Here is a 24,185-nt window from a genome sequence, read left to right as displayed (position 1 = left end):
TTCGGGCACCTTCTCCCAGAGGGAGAAGGGTTTATCACCCATTTCAGGACGATCCTATGGCCCATACACCTCAAGTCAGAATCCCGGCCACCTATCTGCGCGGCGGCACCAGCAAGGGGGTCTTCTTTCGCTTATCTGACCTGCCCGAGCGCTGCCAGCAACCGGGCCCGGCACGGGATGCCCTCTTCCTGCGGGTCATCGGCAGCCCCGATCCCTACGGCGCCCACATGGACGGCATGGGGGGGGCCACCTCCTCCACCAGCAAGTGCGTGATCCTCTCCAAAAGCCAGCAACCCGATCACGATGTGGACTACCTCTACGGCCAGGTCGCCATCGACAAGGCGCTCATAGACTGGAGCGGCAACTGCGGCAACCTCTCCACCGGCGCCGGGACCTTCGCCATCCACGCCGGCCTGGTGGACCCGTCCCGCATCCCGGAGAACGGCACCTGTGAGGTGCGGATCTGGCAGGCCAATATCGGCAAGACCATCCTCGCCCACGTGCCGGTGACAAACGGCCAGGTGCAGGAGACAGGCGATTTCGAGCTGGACGGGGTGACCTTCCCCGCCGCCGAGATCGTGCTGGAGTTTCTCGACCCGTCCGACGAGGGTGAAGACGGCGGCGCCCTCTTCCCCACCGGCAATCTAGTGGACGATCTGGAGGTACCCGCGTCTGTTGTAAAGAGCGGCGTACTGAAAGCCACCCTGATCAGCGCCGGCATTCCCACGGTGTTCGTCAACGCCGAGGAGATCGGTTATGAGGGCACCGAGCTGCGCGAGCAGATAAACACGGACCCCGAGGCCTTGGCCCGCTTCGAGGCGATCCGGGTTGCCGGTGCCCTGCGCATGGGGCTCATCAAGCGCCCCGAAGAGGCGGCCACTCGCCAGCACACCCCGAAAATTGCCTTCATCGCACCCGCCAAGGATTACCGCACCGCCAGCGGCAAGGAGATTATTGCTGGCGAGATCGATCTGCTGGTGCGGGCCCTCTCCATGGGCAAGCTGCACCACGCCATGATGGGCACCTGCGCCGTGGCCATCGGCACGGCGGCGGCCATTCCCGGCACCCTCGTCAATCTGGCCGCCGGGGGCGGCGAGCGCGAAGCGGTGCGCTTTGGTCACCCCTCCGGCACCCTGAGAGTCGGAGCCCAGGCAGAGCAGGTAGCGGGACAGTGGACGGTCACCAAGGCGATGATGTCCCGCTCCGCCCGCATCCTGATGGAAGGCTGGGTGCGGGTCCCTGGAGATGCCTTCTAGCCCGCTGCGGCATCACACCGACCAGGCCAGCCAGACGAAAAGAGCCCCAAGGCGACTGCCTCAGGGCTCTTTTTGGGATGTTTCAGGCTGTGAAAATCACATCATCATTGCGGTCTTGCCACACACTCCACCTTTCTTGGCACATTGTGCTTCGCGTCCCCGCCGATGAGCCGCTTGACCTGCCCTGGTGGGCAGCGACCGTCATCCACATAGGCGGTCTCCCCAAGGGGCAGCCTGCCTGGGGGCGGATCCTGACTCAGATAGGTGACGGGAATGGGCGCAGGCGCAAACCCACTGCACCCCGACATCAGGAGTGCACTGCACCACAGAGCCAGCATGCCTCCCCTCTTTCCTGCAACCGCCATCGCTCACTCCCTGCCTCTGTCGGGGCACCGACCCGGCGCCCCTCGTTTCGGCAGTCTACCCAGGGATGGCGCCGGACCGACACCCGTCTCCGGCACCGTTGTGACGATTCCAGACACAGGCAAAAAATCGGCTTTTCACGGCTTCGACCCGTAGTAGTGGGCCAGCAGGGCATCGGCCTCGTCCACGGAGATCGCCATCTGCGGCCAGCGCGCGGCCTTCTCCCTGATGTCCCGCAGGCTCCCCAGCTCCGGGCGCAGTGCGCTGCCGAGGTGGCGGTTCAGGGCATCAAAGCGGGCGATCACCCCCTGTCGGCTGAAGTGCCCGAGCGCCAGATCCAGCCGGTAGCCCTGAAACAGCCACTGGAGTCCCTGATAGACGGCGGGGTGGTAGACGCTGTGGTGATCCTCCTCCTCGAAGTAGCGGCTGGTGACGTGCAGGTTTGCGCCGGGTGCCCCCGCCACCTGCCGGGCAAACTGCTGCAGGCGATCCCGGTGAAACGCCGAGCGCCCGAATCCCGGGGTGAAGGGGTTGTTGGCCACCGCGATAAACAGCGAGGAAGCGTGCTTGAGCGGCCCGGTCAACTCCGACGCGATGCGCTCGTAATTGCGGGGGTAATCGAACCAGAGGCTGGCGTCGATGGCGATCACACCTTGGAACTGGCCGCTATCTTGCGCCTGTGCATCGAGCGCCAGCAGGCCGCCGAGGGAGTGACCCACCAGCAGGGCCGGCGCCTGGGTCCGAAACCTCTCCTCGATGAGGGGGCGCAGCTCCTCACTCAGATAGCGCAGGAACCGGGGCCCGCCCCCCGTCTCGGCATAGCCGGGCCCCGCCGGTGCCCCATTTGGCAAGGTCATGGTGTGGCTCGGGGTGTAATCCCGCATCCGGTCGGTGTTGTGGACCGCGACGATGATGAGGGGGGGAATCACCGGATTGAGCCCGGCCCGCAGGGCCCGGGTGATGCCGACAACCTCCAGCAGACTCTTCTCCCCGTCGAGCAGATAGAGCACGGGGAACCGAGCCCCGGGCTCGCGTTCATATTCCTGGGGCAGGGAGACGCTGTATTGCCGCGTCTCCCCCAGCAGGGCCGAATGGTGGGTGAAGCGCTGGGCGTAGTGGAGCATGTCTGCCTGGGCAGAAGAGAGTGTGGTCATGGTGAGCAGCAGGATGATGAGTCTTGTCATGGGATGAACCAGGATTGTGTCGCCAGCCTTGGGGATCCCCCATAGGGCGGCGCACAGAGACGACAACAGGGCCCGCAGGCCCTGCTGTCGTCGGTCGTTACAGCTTGTAGGTGAAGCCTGCCATCAGGTTCGCCGGCTCGCCGTACATGTTGAAGGTGCTGGTGGAGCCGACCCGGTAGAAGTACTCCCGGTCGAGCAGGTTGTAGAGGTTCAGGGTCGCCTGCATCTTGTCGTTGATCTCGTAACGCACCGCCGCATCGAACAGGGCATAGCCCCCCTGATGGGTCTCGACCCCCTTCTGGTTGAAGCCGTAGTCGCTCACCGCCGTCATGCCTGCCCCGAGGTGCAGCCCCTGCACCCAGTCGGCCAGGTGGTAGTCGGTCCAGAGTGAGAGGGCGTGACGGGGGATGGTGTCGAATTTCGGGTTGTGATCCCCGGCCTTCTCCTCGATGTCGGTGAAGGTATAGCCGGCCATCACCATCCAGTTCTGGCTGAGATAGCCGCTCGCCTCCAGCTCCACCCCTTGTGTCTCCACCTTGCCGGTGGCCCAGTAGGTGTTGGTGATGGCAATGCCCTGATCGTCGTAGGCCTGGGCCGCGATGTTGTCGTCCTTCATCAGGAAGAGGGTCGCCCGGGTGTTGAGCAGGCCGTCACGCAGCGAGGACTTGATGCCGGTTTCCCACTGGCTGCCCTCCCGGGGCTTGAGCAGGTTGCCGCTCTCGTCCTGGCTGGTCTGGGGCTTGAACACCTTGGAGTAGCTGGCATACCAGGCGTGTTCGTCGCTCAGGTCATAGACGGCCCCCGCGTAGGGGGTGAGCTTGCCGTTGAACGCACTGGACTCGCCACTCTGGGCTCCGGAACTCAGGGTCGTGCTGACGGCATCCAGATCGTACCAGGAGACGCGGGCCCCGGTGATCACCGCCAGCGGCTCCAACAGACGCCAGGTCACCTTGCCATACAGACCGAGCTCCGACTGCTCCTCATGGTCATTCTTGGTGTAGCTGTAGTCCGGCTTGGCGACCCGGGTCGGGTCGAAATCGAACACATTGATCTTGCCGAGGTTGCGGTTGGTGTAGGTCTGGATGTCCGACTCGTAGCGCTTGTAGTCGGAGCCCAGCACAAACTCGCTCTTGTGCCCCAACAGATCGAACATCTGACTGTAGTTGGCATCGAAGGCCATGTTCTTCTGCTGGTTCCCCTGGCCGTTGAACATCAGCCCGGTGTTGCCCGCCGCGTCCACGGGGCCGTTGGTGAAGGTCTGCTCCAGCCGCATGTCGTGATCCATGTAGCGGGCCGAGACCTGACCCACCCCGCCGTTGGCAAAGGCGTGTTGCAGCGAGGCCCCCACATCCGTGGTATCGGCGTCGAAGAAGTCTTCAGCCGACCCCAGGTAGGTGCTGCGGCCGATGTCGAGCAGGGAACCGTCCTTGTACGCCGGCAGGCCGTTGGTGGGCAGGATGTCCTTGGTCTGGTGCAGGGCGTAGACGGAGAGCCGGGTGCGATCCGAGAGATCGAACTCCAGGGTGCCGTAGTAGGTACCGTTGTCGTTGTTGTTGTAGTCCACCTGGTTCTTGATGTCGGCGTTGGCCACCACGACGCGGCCGCGCAGGGAACCCTCGTCGTTGAGTGCGCCCCCCATGTCCGCCTCCAGGTAATGCCTGTCCCAGCTGCCATAGCGCGCCGTGACCGAGCCCTTGAAGGCGTCGGTCGGACGCTTGAGCACCATGTTGATCACGCCCCCCAGCTCGCTGGTGCTGTTGAAGAGGCCGGAGGGGCCCCGCATGATCTCCACCCGATCCACCGCCGCCAGCGACGGCAGGGTGCCGTACTTGCTCTGCATGGGCGATGGCAGGCCGTTGAGGTTCACCTCGTCGTATTCATAGCCGCGGGAGAAGATGGAAGAGCGACCGCTGTCGTTGACCAGGGTGCGCAGACCCGGCGTGAACTTGGCCAGATCGTCCACCGCCACGAAGTTGCGCTCCTCGATGTAGTCGTGGGTCAACACGGTGATCGACTGGGGGATGTCTTTGAGGGCCGCCGGCGTCTTGGTGCCGACGGTGGCCGAGTCGACCCCATAGCCTCCCGTCTCCTCCGACGGCGACATCCCGTAGAGTGGATTGCCATAGACGACCAGGGTTTCGTCCGGCTTGATGTCCGGTGTGTGTGCCCCTGCCGGGGCGGCAACGGTGACGGCCAGAGCGGCAGAGATGGCCAGAGCCAGCGGGCTTCGCGCTTTATCCTTCAAGACAACCATAGTAAGAGTGATCCCAAGATAGAGATGATAATCATTTTCATTTGATTTTCCGGGGGCTAATATATCACTCCATCTTCCGCCGCAGTTTTGCGGTGTGGTCATTTCACTCTTCGACATGGTCAAATTGCACATGACTGACACAGTGGCAAGGGACACCAGCGCACGCCAGCGAGGCCGCTTCACCGGCAGGGTGGAGAACCTGGTGATCCAGGAGGGTCTTCGCTTTCACAACAAGGACATCGTTCACAAGGCAGACTTCGCCACCGAGCGGGAGTTGCCGCCGCAGTTGATCATCGCCATTCCCCTCGAGAGCCGGGCCCTGATGACCTATGGCGCCACTCACAAGCTCAAGGGGTGTCGCTTCCACGAGTCCGACCCCATAGTGGCAACCGCCATCCTCTATACCGAGCCCGACATCGTGCAGGGGGCGGCCAAAGCCCAGGTGCGCAGCCGCAGCATCGTCCTCTCCCTGGACCACGGCTGGCTCGCCCACAACCTGGCACAGGCGCATCGCAAGGCTTTCACACAGACCTTCAGCCGCCATCTGAGCCGCGTCGACTGGACCCTGCCCGCTGCCCTTGGACAGATTGCGGAAGCGCTCAATCTCACCAGCAGCCAGAACGCCTCCGAGATGCTGATGCGCAAGGCCTTTGCCCTCAGTGTCTGGGAGAGCCTGATGACCCACCTCCAGCAGGCCGCCTCCCCCTGCTGCCAACGCCAGAACGAGCAACCGACACGCCTCAAGATGCTGCTCAGGGATGAAAAAGTGGACGAGATGACCCTGACCGAGATCGCGGCCACCCTCGGCATGAGCGTCTCCACCTTGCAGCGAGCCGCAAAAAAAGAGCTGGGCATGAGCCTGCAGCGCTACCTTCGCCAGCGAAAGCTGCAAGAAGCGCGGGCCAGGCTGGAGGCGCGCAGCCTCTCTCTGCAAGGCGCCGCCACCCACGCCGGCTATGACCATGTGGCCAATTTCATCACGGCGTTTAGAAAGCAGTTCGGCTTCTCGCCGACGCGGATCGCCAGACAGGGTAAAGAGCAGGAGCTGGCGCCCTCTGCAACGCCTTGAGCCTCCTTGTTCATGCGCAATACATCTTTACTCTGGGATAGTAGGCACCACGCAGGTGGGGTGGCGCTTGAAATCAGCGCTCGTCATCCACACATTCAGTGCATACAATGCGTTAACGAAGCACAACTGGTCGCTTCACCCCGGAAATCAAGAGGACATCAAGATGGATACCCGTTCTATCTACACTGGCACCCAGGGTGCCGTGCGCGACACCAACAAGGTGCTGCGCAACACCTACATGCTGCTCTCCCTCACTCTTGGCTTCTCAGCCGTGGTAGCCGGGGTAGCGACCGTCATGAACATGCCGCCCCTGCACTGGGCCGTGTTCCTCATCGGTGTCTACGGCCTGATGTTCCTGACCGAGAAGAACCGTGACAACGGCATGGGGCTGGTGTTCACCTTCGCCCTGACCGGCCTGCTGGGCTATAGCCTCGGCCCCATCATCAACATGTACATGAACAATGGCGGCGGCGAGATCGTGATGACGGCGCTGGGCGGTACAGCGCTCACCTTCTTCGGCCTGTCTGCCTATGCCCTGACCACCAAGCGGGATCTCTCCTTCCTCGGCGGCATGCTGTTCGTCGGGTTCTGGGTACTGCTGGTAGCCATGGTCGCCAACATCTTCCTGCAGATGAGCGCCCTGAGCCTGGCCCTGTCCGCCATGTTCATGCTCTTCTCCTCCGGCGCCATCCTGCTGACCACCCAGCAGATCGTGCGCGGCGGCGAGACCAACTACATCTCTGCCACCGTCACCCTGTATGTCTCCATCTACAACATCTTCCTGAGCCTGCTGAGCCTGCTTGGCGGCAACCGCAACTGATGGATGCTTGATATGCACAAGACCCCGCTTCGGCGGGGTTTTTATTGGCGCCCATTTCTGTCAGGATAAGTTGCAAATCAAGGATATGAAGCGAAGTGGCCCTGATCCAAATCAGGGCCGTTTCGTTATCGACGGGTTATGCTGTCGCTTTCGTTTCGCTCAAGGGTTGCCTTCATCCCATGCCCATGGACTTCTCAGGTTTATTGCGCCGTCTGCTGACCGACAGCCACATCGATTTCACCTCGTTCAAGGGTGGTGCCTAGCATGCCGATGGATTTCTCCGGCCTGCTGCGCCGGCTGCTGACAGACAGCCACATCTATTTCGCCCTCAAGGTCCTGCTCGCCATCGCGGGGCTGCTCGCCTTCGCGCTGGCTACCGGAGACATCCAGCTCACCGTGCTGCTCTCCCTCGGGGTGGTGGCCGGCGCCATCGCCGAGACCGACGACAGCCTCTGGGGCCGGGTCAAGAACCTCGCCATGACCCTGCTCTGCTTCCTGTTTGCCTCATTGTGCGTACAGTATCTCTTCCCCACCCCCTGGCTGTTTGCCATCGGGCTCGCGGGCTCCACCTTCCTCTTCGTGATGGTGGGTGCCCTCGGCCAACGCTACGCCACCATCAGCTTTGGCTCCCTGCTGATTGCCATCTACACCATGCTGGGGGCCGCCAAGGCGCCGGATCTCTTCTATCAGCCGCTGGCCCTGTGCGCCGGGGCCCTCTGGTACGGCCTGGTGTCCCTGGTCTGGCTCTGGCTGCTGCCCTACAAGACCCTGCACGAGCAACTGGCCCAGAGCTACTTCGCCCTCGCCCGCTACTTGCAGGAGAAATCCCGCTTCTTCCCGGCCGACGAACACGGCGCCCAGGCCATCCGCCACAATCTGGCCCAGCTCAACATCAACCTGGTCAATGCCCTGAACCAGGCCAAGACGGCGCTCAATGCCCGTCTTCATGCCCCTGGCCGCCACGGGGTTGCCCCCGAGCTCGCGGGCCTGCTGCGCCTCTACCTGCTTGCCCTGGAGATCCAGGAGCGGGCCACCTCCAGCCACTACCCCTACAGCAAGCTGGAAGCGGAGCTCAAGCAGGGCATCGTCCTCGACGGCTTCCAGGAGGTGCTGTCACAGCTTGCCGACGCCTGTCAGCAGCTTGGCTACGCCATCCTGGTGCACAAGCCCTACACCCACCACAAACGCATTCACTGGACCCTGGAGGCCCTCGGCGATCAGCTGGAGTTCACCCACCTCAAGCAGCACTACCCCAAGACCCTGCTGACACCGATGAAGTTCCTGCGTCGCAACCTGGCCAGCATCAACCAGTTGCTGCAAAGCGCCGAAGAGCTGCAAAACCCCGCCGCGCCCCCCACCAGCCTGCCTCCCCTGGCACGGCCGGTCGCCCTGCCCTTGCTGGCATTGCTCAGGCAGCACCTGACCCCGAACTCCATGGTGTTTCGCCATGCCCTGCGGCTCTCCCTCGGGCTGGTCGTGGGCTATGGCATTCTGCAGGCGTTTCACCTGGACAAGGGGTACTGGATCCTGCTCACCGTATTGTTCGTCTGCCAGCCGAGCTACAGCGCCACCCGCCGTCGTCTGGTGCAGCGGATGCTCGGCACCTTTGCCGGTATCCTCATCGGCGTGCCCGTGCTCTGGTTCTTCCCCGAGCTGCACCTGCAACTGGGGATCATGGGGCTTGCCGCCTTCCTGTTTTTCACCCAGGTGCGCAGCAACTACAGCGCCGCCGTCTGCTTCATCACCCTCTACGTGCTGATGGCGTTCAACCTGCTGGATGGCATCGGCTTCGCCATCCTCGGACCCCGCCTGCTAGATACCCTGCTCGGCTGCCTGCTCTCCTACGCCCTGGTGGCCTGGCTCTGGCCCGACTGGCAATACAAGCGGTTGCCGACCCTTATCGCCAACTCCCTGTCCGCCAATGCGAAGTACCTCTCGGCGGTACTCGCCAGCCTGCATCGCCAACGGGATGAATCCCTGGACTACCGGGTGGCCCGCAAGTGTGCCCACCTCGCCGACAGCGAGCTGGCCATGGCCTGGCAGAGCATGCTGGTGGAGCCGAGCAAGCGCCGCCGCTTCTTGGATCTCTGCTTCACTCTCACCTGGCGCAACCATGCCCTGCTCTCCTATATCTCGGCACTCGGGGCCCATCGCGACAAACTCGAGCCCATCGAGGGGCTGGAGGAGATAAGCCGCCACATCAGCCAGACCCTGGAGCAGGCCGCCGGTCACCTGGCGGGGCAAAGGCCGACGCCGCTCGCGGGAGCCTGTCCGGCCATCGCTCCGGAGAGCAGCGAGGAGCAACTGATGCTGAGCCAGCAGCTCACCCTCATCAGCCAGTTGGCAGACGAGCTGCTGACGCTGGCCAACGACGGCCAGCTGCTGACAGGTCAGGGCGAACCTAGCCGGACATAGCCACCGGGCCTGTCTCGCCCGAGGCAGGTGCCAAGCGCCGCCCCGGTTGCCGGGCGGGACGCAAGGCGCTACCATGCCCGCCCCATTGAGATAGCCTTTTCGAGGAAGCGTCATGTCCGAGCCACACCATTTGCAGTTCAACGGCCAACTCATCGAGACCGATGCCCAGGGCTATCTGCGCCACAGCGAGCAATGGAGCGAGGCGCTGGCCCTGGTGCTGGCCGAGAAAGAGGGGATAGTGCTGGAGGATCCGCACTGGGAAGTGGTGCGTTTCGTGCGGGCCTTCTATCTGGAGTTCAACACCTCCCCCGCCATCCGCGCCCTGGTCAAGGCAATGGAAAAGCAGTATGGCCCGGAGAAGGGCAACAGCCGCTACCTCTACAAGTTGTTCCCGGAAGGCCCCGCCAAGCAGGCCACCAAGATCGCAGGCCTCCCCAAGCCGGTGAAGTGCATCTAGGCCTCCTCGGCAGCCCGATAGCCCGATATCCACACTGCCTCCCCCGTGTTGGACACAAAAAAAGACCGCGCCCATGTTGCCATGAGGCGCGGTCTTTTCATTTCATCATGCTGTCAGGGGTTGTAGGCCACCACGGAGCCGCTCAAGCCCGTCATCTGGCTGATCCGGCTCTGCATGCCCTGCAACTTGGCCTTGGAGACATCCGGTCCGATGAAGACCCGGTTGATCTGCCCCTGCACCGGGGTTCTCGGCGACGTCTGGGCCGAGTAGCCCGCCGCCCTCAGCTTGCTCACCAGAGCATTGACGCTGTCTGCATTCTTGAAGGCGCCAAGCTGCAGGATCCAGCTCCCCTGAGCCGGGGCTGCTGCCGCCGGTGCCGTAGTCGGCTGGGCCATCTTGCTCGCGATGAGATCATCCATGGTCTTGATCTGGCCCGCCTGCGGCTTGGCCTCCACCGGTTTTTGCACCTCTACCGGCTTGGTTGGCACCGGCTTGGGTTTGGGCTGCTCCACCGGTTTCTTGGCGATCACTTCCGGCTTGGGCTCGGGTTTGGGCTGGGGCTTGGGTTGTACCACGGCCTGTACCGGCTGCTGCTGGGTGATGGGAGCCTGACTGGCTCCCCCCTGATTGGCCAGGGTCACGGTATCGCCAATCTCCTCTACCTGCCACTGGGTCGCGGCAGAGGCCTGCTGCTGACTCGCCAGATGCTCGGCCGGCAGGGTGCTCGCCGCCGAGACCTGAAGCGCAGGTTTGGCGGGCTCGAGCTCCGGACGCAGGGGGATCTTGGCGAAGGCCTCGTCCTTTTGCTCCAGCTTGTTGCCGTCCATCAGGTCCGGCAGAAAGATGACCACCAGGGCGACCAGGATGACGGTCCCCACCAATCTGTTTTGAAACTTCGAAGCCAAGTTAATTTCCACCCATGTTACTTAGGATCCATTGCAATCTTGCACACTTCGCAAAGAACGCCTCCCCTCACGCCGGCTGGCGAAGCAGGGTCCCTCGCCACCCACTTGGCCTGAAAGGGGATTATCCAGTGCAAAACCCGGCCCGTCGTCACGTTGACGGAGCCAGGGGAGCGAACGGCTCAGACCGAGCCCAGAGCCAGCACGTCGGCGACAGTGTAAAACGAGCCGAACACAATGACCATATCGTCAGGACTCGATGCGGCCAAGGCGGCGCCGTAGGCATCCCCCACGCTGGCAAAGGTGAGCGCCGCGCCCCGGCCGCTGCCAAGGGCCGTCGCCAACTGGTCGGCCGTGGCCGCGCGCGGGCCGTGGAGGCTTGCCAGGAACCACTCGTCAATCAGACCGTCAAGCTCGGCCAGCGACCCCGCCATGTCCTTGTCCTTGAGCATGCCAACCACGGCGCGGCGCTTGCCCTTGCCGGGGAGCTGGCGCAACTGGCTGGCGAGATAGGCGGCAGAGTGGGGATTGTGGGCCACGTCGACGATGACCAGCGGCGAGGTTTGCAACTGCTGCATCCGGCCAGCAAGGCGGGCATTGGCCAGGCCGTCGCGGATGGCGGACTCCGCCAATGGCAGACCGAGGGACTCCAGGGCCGCCAGCACGGTGACCGCATTCATCAGCGGCAGGGCCGGTTTGGGCAATCCCGACCAGTGGTGCAGGCCGTGATAATCCCAGTCACCTTCATGCTCGTCACCACGAAAATCGATGCCGACCTGACGCAGGCAGGCGCCGAGGCGCGCCGCTTCGCTTGCGATGGTCGACGGCGGATTGGGCTCCCCGCTGATGGCGGGTTTACCTTTGCGATAGACGCCGGCTTTCTCCACCGCCACCGCCTCCCGGGTATCCCCGAGCCAGTCGCAGTGATCCAGGGCAATGGAGGTGATCAGGGCGACGTCCGATTCCACCACATTGGTGGCATCGAGCCGCCCCCCCAGCCCCACTTCCAGCAAGAGCACATCGGGCGCGGCGCGGCGAAACAGCCACAGACCTGCCAGGGTGGCGAACTCGAAGAAGGTGAGGGCGATGTCGCCCCGGGCGGCTTCCACCTCGGCAAAGGCCGCGCAGTGATCGCCATCGGCCAGCTCCTGGCCATTGACGCGCACCCGCTCGGTAAAGCGCAGCAGATGGGGGGAGGAGTAGACACCGACCCGGTAGCCGGCGGCCATCAGGATGCTGGCCGCCATGGCGCAGGAGGAGCCCTTGCCGTTGGTGCCCGCCACCGTGATCACCTTGAACGGCAGTTCGGTGAGGCCCATGCGGCGGGCAACCGTGCCGACCCGCTCCAGCCCCATGTCGATGTTGGCCGGGTGGATCTGCTCCAAATAAGAAAGCCAGTCGACCAGCGACCGGCTTTGGGATTGTTGCATGTGTGAACTCATCTTCAGTCTTCGATGACCTGAGTGTTCATCAGCTTGGCCAGCAGACCGGCCAGACGGTTGCGCATTTCGCGCCTGTCGATGATGAGATCGATGGCGCCCTTCTCCAGCAGGAACTCGGAGCGCTGGAAGCCTTCCGGCAGTTTCTCGCGCACGGTCTGCTCGATGACGCGAGGACCGGCAAAGCCGATCAGCGCCTTGGGTTCGCCTACGTTGATGTCACCCAGCATGGCCAGACTCGCGGAGACGCCACCCATGGTGGGGTCGGTCAGCACGGAGATGAAGGGCAGGCCCGCCTTGGTGAGGCGATCTAGGGCCGCACTGGTCTTCGCCATCTGCATCAGGGAGAACAGGGCTTCCTGCATCCGCGCACCACCGGAGGTGGAGAAGCAGACCAGGCCGCGGCCCTCCTTGATGCTCTCCTCGACGGCACGCACGAAGCGGGCACCGACCACAGAGGACATGGAGCCCCCGATGAAGGAGAACTCGAATGAACAGGCGACGACCGGTACCCCCTTGAGGGTCCCCTTCATCACCACCAGCGCATCCTTCTCGCCCGTCTCTTTCTGGGCGGCAGACAAACGATCCTTGTAGCGCTTGGAATCCTTGAATTTCAGGATGTCTTGCGGCTCCAGCTCGGCCGCGACTTCGCTGCGTCCCTCGGCGTCGAGGAAGCTCTCGAGACGGGCACGTGCGCTGATGCGCATATGATGGTCACACTTGGGGCACACTTCGAGATTGCGCTCCAGCTCTGCCCGGTAGAGCACCTGTTCGCAAGCAGTACACTTGGTCCACACCCCTTCCGGAATGTTGTGACGACGCGGTGTGGTGATCTTGCTCTTGGGAAGGATCTTCTCAAGCCAGCTCATGGAATTCCTTAATGCATTTGTGCCTGACAAAACACATCGAGCCTTGATTGTTCAATGACTTAACGGCTCGATGGCAATAAACGACGGATCATTAAACCACAAATTTTCGGGCCCAGTTACTAAAAACTGGTCGTACCCGGTGCCGAGTCCGGCAGCCACAGCGGGCCGAGGGGCGGCCGGGGCAACCCGAATTCGGCCGGGTAATCCACATCCACCAGATAGAGGCCGCCCGCCTTGGCGGTCGGGCCCGCCAGGTTGCGATCCTTCGCCGCTAGCACCTCGGCAATCCACTCCACCGGTTGAAGCCCCTGCCCCACCAGCAGCAGGGAGCCGGTGATGTTGCGCACCATGTGATGCAGGAAGGCGTTGGCCTTGATGTCGAGCACGATGTAGGGGCCGGAACGGCTGACACACAGGTGGGTCACATTGCGCCAGGGGGTGTTGGACTGACAGGCGACAGCCCGGAAGGTGCTGAAGTCGTGCTCCCCCAGCAGGCTCTGGCCCGCCTGATGCATCAGCGCCGCATCGATGGCTTCGTGGTAGTGGCTGACGCCTTGGCCCAAGATCGCCGGGCGGTAGTTGTGGTTGTAGATGACGTAACGGTAGCGACGGGCGGTGGCGCTGAAGCGGGCATGGAAATGCTCGTCCACTTCCCTGACCCAGCGCACGGCGATGTCAGGGGGCAGGTTGGAGTTGAGCCCCAGGGTCCAGGCGCCTTCTGCGCGGTTCGACTCGGTATCGAAGTGGATCACCTGGCCGGTGGCATGCACCCCCGCATCGGTGCGACCGGCACACTGGATGGAGACGGGGTGGTTGGCGATGCGGCTGAGGGCTTTTTCCAGCTCCTCCTGAACGCTGATCACTTCGCGCTGGCGCTGCCAGCCGAAGTACCGGCTGCCGTCATATTCAATACCAAGGGCAATTCGCATGGGTAACGGTGTCTTCTGATGAAAGGATGCAGTGAAAGAAACGGGGCGGATTATACGCGCTCGGGCTCAAAAGTCCCAGACCGGGCGAGGCCGCGGTGCGGGGCCCCCAAAGAGAGAGGGCAGCCCGCGGGCTGCCCTCTCTGGTGCATGGATGACAAGGGCCTGCCTAGCCCAGGCGCTTGAGCAGCTTCTGCGCCTCGCTGCGCTGGTGCTCGCTGCCCTGGGCCACCGCCTCTTCCAGCAGCTCGCGGGCGCTCTCCTTGTCGTCTATCTCGAGGTAAGCCCGGGCCAGATCCAGCTTGGCCCCCACCCCGCCGTCATCGGCATCCACATCAAAGCCGTTGGACTCCGGCAGCACCTCGGGGAAACCGTCCAGCCCCACATCCAGGGAGAAGCCCTGATAGGGTTCCTGCTCCGTACTGCTGGCATCGGCATCGGCCAGCAGCTTGTCGATTTCAACGAAGTCGCTGTCTTGCACCTGTTCGCGGGGTTTCACCTCCCCCTGATGGGACTCCACCTCGGCGAAGGCATCCTCGAAGTCCGCCAGGGCCAGCTCGTTGGGATCCCACTCGGACGCCGTCGGCTTGGTGGGCTCCAGCCCCAGCTCGGCCAGCATGTCGTCCACATCGTCCTTGCCAAACCCCGTCTCGTCGATGTGCGGCGCCTTGGCGGCAAGCTCATCGTCGGCCGGCTCGCCAAACCCGGTCTCTAGATCGCTCAGATCGAAGTTGGCCAGTGTCTCGTCACGCTGGCTGCGGCTCTCCTCCTGGGCCTGGGCCAGATCCGCTTCCAGATCCGCGTCCAGCTCGGCAAACAGGGCGGCCTGCAGCTCCTCTTCGGTCATGATCTCGTCATGACCACGGGCAGAGGAGCTGGGCTCGTCGGAGAGATCGAGTTCCGGCACCACGGGGAGATCGAAGTCCCCCTCGTGGGCCAGATCCAGCTCGGGCACCAGATCCGGATCCCGGTTCGCCGTCGTCACCGCAGGCTCCACATCAAAAGCGGAGAGCGCCGTCTCGTCATCCCGGAAGATGACATCGGCGGCAGCACTGGCGCCATCTTGCTTCCTGCTCACTTCCGGCTCGTTGAGATCCGGCATGCCATGGAGGGGCTCGTCATCCGCGATCCCCACCGTCATCAGCTGATCAAACTCGCTGTTCTCGTCTCCCATGACCATGGAGGTCGACTCGGAGAGGCTCTTCTCCTGCTCTTCCAGCTCGCGGCGGGCACGAGCACGCAACCAGAGCGTGACCAGGGCAAGCACCAGGAGCACCGGCAGCAGGATGATCATGGCGAGATTGAGCGGCGAAGAGAGCAGCTCCATCAGCCAGCTCTGTTTGGGCACCGGCGCCACCACGGGAGGCGTCGGATTGGCCTTGAGTTCCGCCACCTCTTTTTGCAGGGCGGTCTGATCCTGCAACTGGGCCTTGAGGGTCTCCACCTCTTCGGTCAGGGCTTGCAGACGCAGCTTGAGCCTGTGGTTCATCTCGGTGACCTGGCCGAGCTGGGCGTTGGCATCTTCCAGGGCCAGCGCCATCTCGGTTGAGGGTTTGCCCACCGCAGTGGCGGGCAGGGGCGCCGGCGCCGTGCTGGCGGCGCTGCTCGCAGCAGCGCTCACCACCACGGGGGTGGAGACAGCCGCCTTGGCGGTCTCCTTCACCTCGGGGGCAGGAGCCGTCGCCTTGGGTGCCGCCGGGATCGGCGCCGCCTTGGGCGGTGTATTCTTGGCCACCACAGCCAGCTTGGCCGGAGCAGGCTTGCTCGCCACCGGCTGGGCGACATGGGATTGCTTGTTGGCCAGGTATTTGGGGCTCAGCCCCTTCCAGCTCGCGTTGTCGCTGTTGAAGCGACGGCGTGCTTCGGCATCCGTGATGCGCCCCGCCTCTGCGGCGGTGGGCAGCAGGATGTGGGAACCCACCAGAATATGGTTGATGTTGCCGTCTGCGAAGCTTCGGGGGTTCTTGTCATAGATGGCCACCATGGTCTGGTAGACACTTACCCGGTTGGACGGGCGATGCTTGCTCGCCAGACTCCAGAGGGTATCGGTGGGACGCACGGGACCATAACTGCCAGCCGACGCAGCAGGCACCTGACGCACGATGGGCTGGGCTCTGGGCAGGGTGACGGGCGCCACGGGCTGGGCCCGGGGCTCTGGTTGCACCGCGGGGGGCGGTGAGCCATCCGGTCCCTTGAGTTCGACAAAGAAGGGTTCTCGCGCCCCCTCTTCGGCCTGAACCGTGCCCAGAAGCCCCAATGCGAGTAGCGTTGCCAGCGTTATGCGGGAATGTCCCATATTCGTTCCTTCGTATGACGGCCCTATCACATTGAAAAATCTGGATAGTTACCCCAAAACAATCGGCTCAATATAAATCAGGCGCCGGTCTCAAGCCAGCGATCCGACATATTTCGCGCCCGGCGGCGACCAGAAAGCAGCCCCAGACGCGAACCAGAGTGTAGAAAAAAACCTAGTCCACTGATATCACACGGTATTCCAAAAACCGGAGAGTGGGTTCCCGGTCACATCCCGGGGCCAGGGCGCCCACATCAAGGCGGGGTTCCCTCCCCGCCCGGGGCCGACATCCGGCCTCAGAGGTAGTCGCGTACCAGCAGTTCGGCAATCTGCACGCTGTTGGTCGCCGCGCCCTTACGAACGTTATCGGCCACGATCCACATATTGATACCACTCGGATGAGAAATATCCTGGCGCACCCGCCCGACCATCACATCATCCTGGCCGGTGGCATCGCGCACCGGGGTCGGGTAGTCCCCTTCATCATCAAACAGGGTCACCCCCGGGGCATTGCGCAGCAGCTCCTTGACCTGCTCGGCGTCCAGCGGCTGATGCAGCTCCACATGAACCGCCTCGGCGTGACCGTAGAAGACCGGTACCCGCACGCAGGTGGGGTTCACGGCGATGCTGGCATCCCCCAGGATCTTCTGGGTCTCCCACACCATCTTCATCTCTTCCCGGGTGTAGCCGTTGTCGGTGAAGGCATCGATCTGCGGGATCAGGTTGAAGGCGATCTGCTGCGGATAGAGGGTCGGCTCCACCGGGCGGCCGTTGAGCAGGTGGGCGGTCTGGCCCGCCAGCTCGCTCACCCCTTCCTTGCCGGAGCCGGAGACGGATTGGTAGGTCGCCACGTTGATGCGACTGATGCCTACCTCGTCGTGCAGGGGCTTGAGCGCCACCAGCATCTGGATGGTGGAGCAGTTGGGGTTGGCGATGATGTTGCGGTTGCGAAAATCGGCCAGCGCGTCCGGGTTCACTTCCGGAATGACCAGGGGAATGTCCTCGTCGTAGCGGAAGCAGGAGGTGTTGTCGATGACGATGCAGCCGTGCTCGGCGGCGATGGGCGCCCATTTGGCCGAGACCTCGGCACCGGCGGAGAAGAGTGCAATCTCCACCTGGCTCCAGTCAAAGGCCTCCACGTCAAGGATGTCGATGTTCTTGCCGCCAAAACGCACCGTGTCCCCAGCGCTGCGACTGGAGGCGAGCGGATAGAGGGTCGCTACCGGGAAGGCGCGCTCCTCCAGGATCTCGATCATGGCCTGACCCACGGCGCCGCTGGCACCCAATACCGCTACGTTGAATTGCTGACTCACTGATCTGTTCTCCTGTGATGCGGCCCGTCGGGGCCGGGCATGAGGGCCCCGGCTGGCACGCGTATCGGTTTGATGACAGGCCCGCCATGATGCCGGGCCGGGGGGAGGCGCAGCCTGGACAAGCCCCTCCCCTTGTTGAAATCGGGTTTATTGCTCCGAGACGGCAAAGCCCAGTCGGGCCAGTCTGTCGTCGGCGAAGGGCCCTTTCAGTTGCAGGGCGCCAAGTTCGCGCCGCTCGGGGTAGCGCTTGCGCTGCTCATCGAAGCTGCCGGGCAGCCCGATCCGGTTGCGAAAACGGGCGTCGTCACGGCGCACGTCATAAACAAGGTGGACAAGCTGCTTGATGAGCGCCTGATCCGCCGGCTGCCCCGGCGTCAGCTCGCGCACCTCTGGGGCAGGCAGCAGGGATTGCAGATCCTGGCGCGGGGTGCGCCCCAGTTGCCGGCACAGCGCCTCATAGAGCATCCAGGTGCCACGGGCCTTGCCTTCCAGGCTGTAACCGGCGATGTGCGGGGTGGCCAGCTCGGTATGGGGCACCAGTTCATTGAGGGGCTCGGGCTCTCCTTCCCACACGTCCATCACCAGTCGCAGGGGATGGGGTCCCTGCTGGCGGACAAGCAGGGCACGGTTGTCCCACACCTCGCCGCGGGAGGCGTTGATGAGGATCTGCCCGGCCGGACGCTCGGCGATCTCCTCGGCTCCCAGCAGGTGGAAGGTGGCCTCATCCCCTTCACGAAGATAGGGGACATGGAAGCTGACGATGTCGGCATCCAGGGCAGTGCGGTAATCCACGAAGTCGCCAGCGGCGCCGCTACGGGCCAGGGGCGGGTCGCAGCGCAGCACCTTCATCCCGAGCGCCTCGGCCTTGCCGGCCACGCTCTCGCCGGTGTTGCCAGCGCCGATGACGGCGAGGCTCATCTCGCTCAAGATCAGCTCATGGCGTTCCGCCAGAACCAGCAGGGCGGAGAGCACGTAGTCCCCCACCGACACCTTGTTGCAGCCGGGGGCGCTGAAGAAGGGGATGCCCCGCGCCGCCAGCAGCCCCTGATCGATGTGATCCGTGCCGATGGTGGCCGTACCGACAAACCCCAGCCTGGGGCAACTCGCCAGGAGCGCTTCGTTGACCCGGGTCACGGAGCGCACCAGCAGCACATCCGCCTCTTGCAGATCCGCGGCCTTTATTTCTCGTCCCGGCAGGGGAACCACTTCACCAAATTCCGCAAACAGCTCCACCGCATGGGGCATATTTTCATCAACGACGATCTTCATCGGCACGCATCTCGTCCACAAGGGCCACAGGCGCGCCATTCTAGCCCAAACGCGACGGATTTTCAGAGGCTTGTTGGCAGACCGCTCTGCGGCCATCTTTTCACCTTCCGGCCTCAGGTGCGGGCACGATGCCCGGCAGCATCATATGTAACAGCCTGTTGCCCTCGCCCCCTTCGCCTTGACCAGAGCAACCTGACTGGCACAATGACGCCTCTTTTTAGCCGCTCGCGCCACCGAACCGGACCCCTTGATGCCGACTCACTCCTCTTCGTTGCAACGCCGCAAGGTGCTTCATTTCAATGCCCTCCTGCTCCTCCCCCTGCTGCTGCTCGTCTGCCTGCCCTGGCAGCCGTTCATGACCCAGGCCCTGCAATCGGGCTGGCTATGGTGGCCCTACGCCCTCACCCGCATGGTGGACTTGCCGGGGCTGGTCTTCACCATCGCCGCCCTGCTGCTGCTCACAAGACACAAGCTGACGCTGGACGGTCGCGCCCTGCTGGCGCTGGCTGGCGCCCTCTTTGCCGTGCTGGCGAGCGACTGGGTCATCAAGAGCCTCATCAAGCTGCTGACCGAGGAGCCCAGGCCCTACCTCATCTGGCTGGAGAGCCAGGAGCTGATCCCCGCCATCCGCCAGTTCTATGGAGGAAGCCAGGCCCTTCGCAGTGAACAGGTCCACGCCGCGACCCAGTTGCTGGCGCTGCCCGCCTGGCTCGGCCAGCACTGGCAGGCAGAGGTCAACTACGCCTTTCCCTCCGGTCACAGCATCGCCGCCATGAGCCTCGCCCAGTTCTTCGGCCTGATCTGGCTGGCCCGGGCACCCGCCGGGGCCTGGCTGCTGCCACTCTGGGCCATCGGGATTGGCCTCTCGCGCACCCTTATCGGCATGCACTGGCCCCTGGATGTGCTGGCAAGCGCCCTGCTTGGCAGCCTCACCGCCCTCCTGGCCGCCCGCTGGTGGTTGCGCCACTACTGACCTCCAATAAAAAACGGGCACCTGGGTGCCCGTTTTTTATCGCTTGTACGCCACTCACCCCTTCTGCTGCCAGCCCTCGGGATACTTGTAGCCGACGAAGCGCTTGGCGGCATAAGCCTTGAATTCGGGGGAGTTGTAGGCGGCCGCCACATCCTTGGCGAACGGCTTGCCCGCATCGGCGCTCTTGACCACCACCCAGTTGATGAAGTCATAGCTGCGCTCGAGGAAGAGGCCGGAGCTGAACGGGATCCCGCTTGAGGCGGCAAAGTTGCCGTTGATGACGGAGAAGTCCACATCCTCACGGGAGCGCGGCAGCTGCGCCGCTTCCAGCAGCACCAGCTTGAGGTTGTGGGGGTTCTTCACCACGTCGAACTCGCTCGCCTTGAGAGGATTGATCCCCTCCTTGAGGCTCAGCCAGCCCAGATCCTGCAACATCAGCAGTGCTCGGGCCTGGTTGGTGGGATCGTTCGGGATGGCGACCGTGCTTCCCTCTTTCACCGCCTTCAGATCCCCCAGCTTGCCGGCGTAGAGCCCCATGGGACCGGTCGGTACCTGGGTGATGGGCGCCAGAGAGAGACCCCGGTCTTTGGCGAAGCTCTCCAGATAGGGCTTGTGCTGGAAGCAGTTGACGTCAAGCGACCCGTCCGCTAGGGCGATATTGGGGGTCACGTAGTCGGTGAACTCCACCAGCTTGACCTTGTAGCCCTTGGCTTCGAGCTGCGGCTTGATAGAGTTGGTCACCATGTCGGCAAAGTCGCCAACCGTGGTGCCGATGACGATCTCTTTCTTCGCCTCATCGATGGCAAAGGCGGACAGCGGCAGGCTGCTGGCGAGCAGCGCCAGGGCGGAAAGGGTGAAGAAGGAACGACGTTGCATAAAAACTCCCTGTCAACATGATCATCAAAACGGTGAGCGGTCGGGGGCGCGAACATGCAGTCAGCGCACAACCATCTAGCCATCCAAACGGCTAACTGAGCACACCATAACAGAGCTCGTAGCCTTCGCCAAGCAACAAAACCGGGCAAGCTTGGCCAGCACGAAGCAAAGCGCATCCCGCAACTGGATGAAAAATCTTTGACGGAGCACGCAGTTATGCGCCTTGCCCTCTCCCTGCCTGGCTTCGAACTGACTTATTGTGGTCATTCGATACCCATGTCAACGGTTCCCATGAGGGCCTGATGGGCTGCTCTACACCCAGACAACACAAGGAGTCACCGTGTTCGATCATGTTGAAATCAAGGTGGTGCGTTTTGACTCCTGTCAGCACTTCTACGCCACCGTACTGGCTCCTCTTTTGATAGAACTCAAATGGTCTGATGAGGCGGCAGCCGGTTTTGGCCTGATGGGCCGCGATCACGTGGGCTTTCTGATTGAGCGGGGGCAGCAGGGCGCCTCCTGCCATCTCGCATTCAGGGCCGACGACGCGACCCAGGTGGATGCGTTCCATCACGCGGGGATCAAGGCAGGCTTTGCCTGCAATGGGCTACCGGGACTGCGTCCCCACTATGCCCCCAATTACTACGCCGCCTTCCTGCGCGATCCCGATGGCAACAACATCGAGGCGATGACCTACATTGAGTCCTCACACGCCGCAAACACATCGCAGCACAGTGCCACCCAGCAAAAGGCCCTGCATTCGGTGAATCCAGGGCCTGAGAAGTACACGGAATGAGTCGGGTTAGATTATTTGACCGCCTTGCTGGCGTTCTCCAAGGCCTGCTTCTCGGCGGCGTTCATGATGGACGCCTGGCGGTTTTGCTCGGCCTGGTAGCAGGCGTCCTTGCTGATCCCTTGCGCCTGGCATTCCGCCATGCGTTGTGCCGGGCTGGCGCAACCGGCCAAAAGGCCAGCCAGGGAGACGAACAGGATTATCTTCTTCATGGTACTTCTCATCGTTAATGGAAAATCGTCCAACTACGCAGTAGCGGGTTGATGCGTCGCCCCTTGTCATGCGCACCACAACTGAGAAAACGGGCTCCATGACGGGCATCCTAGTGTCCCCCACGCCGTCGGTCAGCTCACAATTTGTATCAAGATGTACGCGAGAATGGCTCCCAGGATGGCGCTGTATCTCATCCGCAACGGAGAAAGGAGACAAAAAATGCAGAAACACCATCACCCAGGCCTGCTGGTGGTCGATATCCAGGGCAAGCTGGCCCACCTGGTCGAGGAGAGCGACGCCCTGATTGCCAATACCGCCAGGCTGGTGCAAGGGGCCAGGGTACTGGGGCTGCCGGTTGTCTGGCTGGAGCAGAACCCGGACAAGCTCGGTGCCACCGTGCCCGAATTGCAGTCGCTGCAGGCAGGCGATCTTGTGCTGCCCAAATACAGCTTCGGCGCCCTGGGGGAGCCCACTGTGGCGACCGCGCTGGCCGAGAGCGGGATCGAGCATTGGCTGGTATGTGGCATCGAGACCCATATCTGCGTCTACCAGAGCGTGCAGGGGCTTCTGGCGAGCGGCGCCCGGGTCTCGCTGGTGGTGGATGCGGTGTCGTCTCGCTGCGCCGCCAACCGGGATCTCGCCATCGGCCAGCTTGCGGCCAGGGGAGCTGCGCTGACGTCGGTGGAGATGTGTCTCTATGAGCTGATGGGGGACTGCCGCCATCCGGCATTTCGCCAGATCCTCTCCCTGGTGAAATGACCGCCATGATGGACAACATGGCGCCCTTTCTGTTCGCCCTCATCGCCTTCGGGACGGCATTCATGGTGACTGTGACGGGGATGACCGCCACCCGTCACTATCTTGCCTGGCTCTGGCTGGGGATCATGCTCTTCTTCGGACTGTGGTGGACGCTGCTAGGGATGCCGCCGCTCCTCGCCGAACCAGCCCCTCTCTGACCATGCCGCCCGGACGGCTCAGCTCCCCAGACGCTCCTGCAGATAGTCGTATCCTCCCTCCTCCCTTGGCACGAAGCTCAGCCTGTGGGTCAGACCGGGGGGTGCATCATCGGCATGATGGGAAACAAACAACAGCTGGGTTCCCTCGCCAACGAGGCGCGCCACCATCTCCCGCACCAGGTGACGGTTGAGGGGATCCAGTCCCTGCAGGGGTTCGTCCAGGATGAGCAGCGGCGGATGCTTGACCAGGGCACGGGCGATCAGCACCAGTCGCTGCTGACCGAAAGAGAGAGAGTGGAAAGGCTGCGCCCCCTGATCGGCCAGCCCCAGCAGGGCCAGCCACTGGTTGGCCAGCGCCAGCTGACGATCCCCCGGCCGGGTATAAAGCCCGATGGAGTCGTAGAAACCGGAGAGGATCACTGTCTGCACCGGGCAGCTGACACGATAGTCCAGATGCAGCGCCGGGCTCACGAGCCCGATGTGGCGCTTGATCTCCCAGATGCTCTCGCCGCTGCCCCGCCGCCGTCCGAACAGATGGAGCTCATTGTTGTAACCTTGCGGGTGATCTCCGGTGATGAGGGAGAGCAGGGTCGACTTGCCAGCACCGTTTGGTCCCACCAGTTGCCAGTGCTCCCCCTCGTCAATGGTCCAGTCGAGCCCGTCGATGATCACCTGATCCCCGTAAGCGATACGCATGGCTTTCATGACGACCCGAGGGCCGGGAAGCAAGGGCTCGGGTGTCGTCAGCGGTGGCGGCAAACGGGGGGATACAGTTTCGGCCCGTGCCAGCTGGGCCACCTCCTGGCTGCCGAGCACCGCCTCGCGCTCCCCCGCCAGCAGCAGACGACACTCGCCGAGCAGGCCGAGGTGAGTGGCAAAGGGGGGGATCTCGTCAAAACGGTTGACGATCACCACCAGGCGCAGCCCCTCTGACACCAGGTCGGCCAGCAACATCATCAAAGAAGCCCTGGCCCCCTGATCCAGGCCATCGAAGGGTTCGTCCAGCACCAGCAGCTCGGGCCGCCCCAGCAGGGCCCGGGCCAGCAACAGCTTGCGCCCCTCCCCGCTCGAGAGGTAGCGATAGGGGCGCTCCCACAGGGATTCAATGCCAAAACGGGCCAGCAGCGCGCGGGCCTCATGCTCCTCCCCCCCCGCCTCCAGCATCAGGGTCGATACCCGATACCCCGCCTCCTCCTCTTCTCCCAGCATGTCGGTATTGCGCCGCTGCCAGTCCAGCTCCCCCAGCTGTTGCTGCGACTCGAACGAGAGTCGCTCGGCCCGGACTCGACCCGATACCGCTCCGGCACGCACGGCCAGCTCGCCGCACAGGGCCGACGCCAGCGCCGTCTTGCCGCTGCCGTTGCTGCCGACGAAGGCCCAGCAGGCCTGCGGGGTGAGACAGAGTTCGGGAATAACCAGGGTGTGGTGGCCACGCAGGGCCAGGGTGGCGGATTGCCACTGCAATGAGGTCATGGGATCGTCCTGTGATGGGTGCGGAGCGCCTTGCTCTTTCCCCTTTTAACAGAAAAAGGGGGGCGCAGACAA

General features: G+C 63.4%; 22 protein-coding genes. 9 read left to right on the top strand and 13 right to left on the bottom strand.

Annotated features, from left to right (window positions below):
• Window positions 1-56: 56 nt before the first annotated feature.
• A complete protein-coding gene (prpF, locus tag AB5Y53_RS04220) occupies window positions 57-1,256 on the top strand; it encodes a 2-methylaconitate cis-trans isomerase PrpF (RefSeq protein WP_368181191.1) in 1,200 nt (399 codons plus the stop codon).
• Between the two features lie 104 nt (window positions 1,257-1,360).
• Here prpF and AB5Y53_RS04215 read toward each other — a convergent pair whose 3' ends face one another.
• From AB5Y53_RS04215 to AB5Y53_RS04205, 3 genes are all read right to left on the bottom strand, one after another.
• The gene (locus AB5Y53_RS04215) at window positions 1,361-1,564 is read right to left on the bottom strand and encodes a DUF6719 family protein (RefSeq protein WP_353933824.1); all 204 of its coding nucleotides are present in this window, start codon (window positions 1,562-1,564) and stop codon (window positions 1,361-1,363) included.
• A 192-nt stretch (window positions 1,565-1,756) separates the two neighbouring features.
• On the bottom strand, window positions 1,757-2,803 hold the full coding sequence (locus tag AB5Y53_RS04210) for an alpha/beta hydrolase (protein WP_368181190.1): 1,047 nt from the start codon (window positions 2,801-2,803) through the stop codon (window positions 1,757-1,759).
• A 97-nt stretch (window positions 2,804-2,900) separates the two neighbouring features.
• On the bottom strand, window positions 2,901-5,057 hold the full coding sequence (locus AB5Y53_RS04205; RefSeq protein ID WP_368181189.1) for a TonB-dependent siderophore receptor: 2,157 nt from the start codon (window positions 5,055-5,057) through the stop codon (window positions 2,901-2,903).
• Between the two features lie 130 nt (window positions 5,058-5,187).
• On the opposite strand from AB5Y53_RS04205, the gene AB5Y53_RS04200 reads away from it, so the two are divergent.
• The 4 genes from AB5Y53_RS04200 (at window position 5,188) to AB5Y53_RS04185 (ending at window position 9,818) form a co-directional block, all read left to right on the top strand.
• Window positions 5,188-6,126, top strand: coding sequence for a helix-turn-helix transcriptional regulator (locus tag AB5Y53_RS04200; RefSeq protein ID WP_368181188.1), 939 nt, complete (start codon window positions 5,188-5,190; stop codon window positions 6,124-6,126).
• Window positions 6,127-6,289: 163 nt separating this feature from the next.
• Window positions 6,290-6,946 (top strand): Bax inhibitor-1/YccA family protein, encoded by a 657-nt coding sequence (locus AB5Y53_RS04195; protein WP_010675134.1) that lies wholly within the window; start codon window positions 6,290-6,292, stop codon window positions 6,944-6,946.
• A 264-nt stretch (window positions 6,947-7,210) separates the two neighbouring features.
• On the top strand, window positions 7,211-9,361 hold the full coding sequence (yccS, locus tag AB5Y53_RS04190; RefSeq protein ID WP_368181187.1) for a YccS family putative transporter: 2,151 nt from the start codon (window positions 7,211-7,213) through the stop codon (window positions 9,359-9,361).
• A gap of 112 nt (window positions 9,362-9,473) precedes the next feature.
• Window positions 9,474-9,818: a TusE/DsrC/DsvC family sulfur relay protein gene (locus tag AB5Y53_RS04185; protein WP_039038798.1), complete on the top strand. Its 345-nt coding sequence runs from the start codon at window positions 9,474-9,476 to the stop codon at window positions 9,816-9,818.
• Between the two features lie 113 nt (window positions 9,819-9,931).
• Here the strand turns inward: AB5Y53_RS04185 and dedD are convergent, their stop codons facing one another.
• The 7 genes from dedD to AB5Y53_RS04150 form a co-directional block, all read right to left on the bottom strand.
• Entirely contained in the window at window positions 9,932-10,723 is a 792-nt protein-coding gene (gene dedD, locus AB5Y53_RS04180; protein ID WP_368181186.1) for a cell division protein DedD, read from the bottom strand.
• 179 nt (window positions 10,724-10,902) lie between these two features.
• Window positions 10,903-12,162, bottom strand: a complete 1,260-nt coding sequence (folC, locus tag AB5Y53_RS04175; protein ID WP_199767319.1) for a bifunctional tetrahydrofolate synthase/dihydrofolate synthase — start codon at window positions 12,160-12,162, stop codon at window positions 10,903-10,905.
• A 2-nt stretch (window positions 12,163-12,164) separates the two neighbouring features.
• Window positions 12,165-13,028, bottom strand: a complete 864-nt coding sequence (gene accD / locus AB5Y53_RS04170) for an acetyl-CoA carboxylase, carboxyltransferase subunit beta (RefSeq protein WP_010675139.1) — start codon at window positions 13,026-13,028, stop codon at window positions 12,165-12,167.
• A 119-nt stretch (window positions 13,029-13,147) separates the two neighbouring features.
• Window positions 13,148-13,957, bottom strand: a complete 810-nt coding sequence (truA, locus tag AB5Y53_RS04165; protein WP_042016930.1) for a tRNA pseudouridine(38-40) synthase TruA — start codon at window positions 13,955-13,957, stop codon at window positions 13,148-13,150.
• A 166-nt stretch (window positions 13,958-14,123) separates the two neighbouring features.
• Entirely contained in the window at window positions 14,124-16,250 is a 2,127-nt protein-coding gene (locus AB5Y53_RS04160) for a FimV/HubP family polar landmark protein (protein WP_368181185.1), read from the bottom strand.
• A 293-nt stretch (window positions 16,251-16,543) separates the two neighbouring features.
• Entirely contained in the window at window positions 16,544-17,560 is a 1,017-nt protein-coding gene (locus AB5Y53_RS04155; protein ID WP_324037855.1) for an aspartate-semialdehyde dehydrogenase, read from the bottom strand.
• Window positions 17,561-17,707: 147 nt separating this feature from the next.
• Window positions 17,708-18,829, bottom strand: a complete 1,122-nt coding sequence (locus AB5Y53_RS04150; RefSeq protein WP_368181184.1) for a 4-phosphoerythronate dehydrogenase — start codon at window positions 18,827-18,829, stop codon at window positions 17,708-17,710.
• Window positions 18,830-19,079: 250 nt separating this feature from the next.
• On the opposite strand from AB5Y53_RS04150, the gene AB5Y53_RS04145 reads away from it, so the two are divergent.
• Window positions 19,080-19,802: a phosphatase PAP2 family protein gene (locus AB5Y53_RS04145; RefSeq protein ID WP_368181183.1), complete on the top strand. Its 723-nt coding sequence runs from the start codon at window positions 19,080-19,082 to the stop codon at window positions 19,800-19,802.
• Window positions 19,803-19,856: 54 nt separating this feature from the next.
• Here the strand turns inward: AB5Y53_RS04145 and AB5Y53_RS04140 are convergent, their stop codons facing one another.
• Window positions 19,857-20,678, bottom strand: a complete 822-nt coding sequence (locus tag AB5Y53_RS04140; RefSeq protein ID WP_368181182.1) for a MetQ/NlpA family ABC transporter substrate-binding protein — start codon at window positions 20,676-20,678, stop codon at window positions 19,857-19,859.
• Window positions 20,679-21,018: 340 nt separating this feature from the next.
• Between AB5Y53_RS04140 and AB5Y53_RS04135 the strand changes: the two genes are divergently transcribed.
• Complete coding sequence (locus AB5Y53_RS04135; RefSeq protein WP_368181181.1) at window positions 21,019-21,474, top strand: VOC family protein; 456 nt, start codon at window positions 21,019-21,021, stop codon at window positions 21,472-21,474.
• A gap of 11 nt (window positions 21,475-21,485) precedes the next feature.
• On the opposite strand, the gene AB5Y53_RS04130 is transcribed toward AB5Y53_RS04135, so the two are convergent.
• The gene (locus tag AB5Y53_RS04130; protein ID WP_010675148.1) at window positions 21,486-21,683 is read right to left on the bottom strand and encodes a hypothetical protein; all 198 of its coding nucleotides are present in this window, start codon (window positions 21,681-21,683) and stop codon (window positions 21,486-21,488) included.
• A gap of 220 nt (window positions 21,684-21,903) precedes the next feature.
• On the opposite strand from AB5Y53_RS04130, the gene AB5Y53_RS04125 reads away from it, so the two are divergent.
• Window positions 21,904-22,443, top strand: coding sequence for an isochorismatase family protein (locus AB5Y53_RS04125; protein WP_368181180.1), 540 nt, complete (start codon window positions 21,904-21,906; stop codon window positions 22,441-22,443).
• Window positions 22,444-22,460: 17 nt separating this feature from the next.
• Window positions 22,461-22,640 carry a hypothetical protein gene (locus AB5Y53_RS04120; RefSeq protein ID WP_368181179.1) on the top strand — a complete coding sequence of 60 codons (180 nt, stop codon included), beginning with the start codon at window positions 22,461-22,463 and terminating at the stop codon, window positions 22,638-22,640.
• An 18-nt stretch (window positions 22,641-22,658) separates the two neighbouring features.
• Here the strand turns inward: AB5Y53_RS04120 and modF are convergent, their stop codons facing one another.
• The gene (gene modF, locus AB5Y53_RS04115) at window positions 22,659-24,113 is read right to left on the bottom strand and encodes a molybdate ABC transporter ATP-binding protein ModF (protein WP_368181178.1); all 1,455 of its coding nucleotides are present in this window, start codon (window positions 24,111-24,113) and stop codon (window positions 22,659-22,661) included.
• Between the last annotated feature and the right edge of the window lie 72 nt (window positions 24,114-24,185).

Origin of the sequence: Aeromonas sp. R7-5 (assembly GCF_040908015.1) — a bacterium.
Taxonomy (GTDB): domain Bacteria; phylum Pseudomonadota; class Gammaproteobacteria; order Enterobacterales; family Aeromonadaceae; genus Aeromonas; species Aeromonas caviae.
This window is presented reverse-complemented; position numbering and strand designations above follow the sequence as displayed.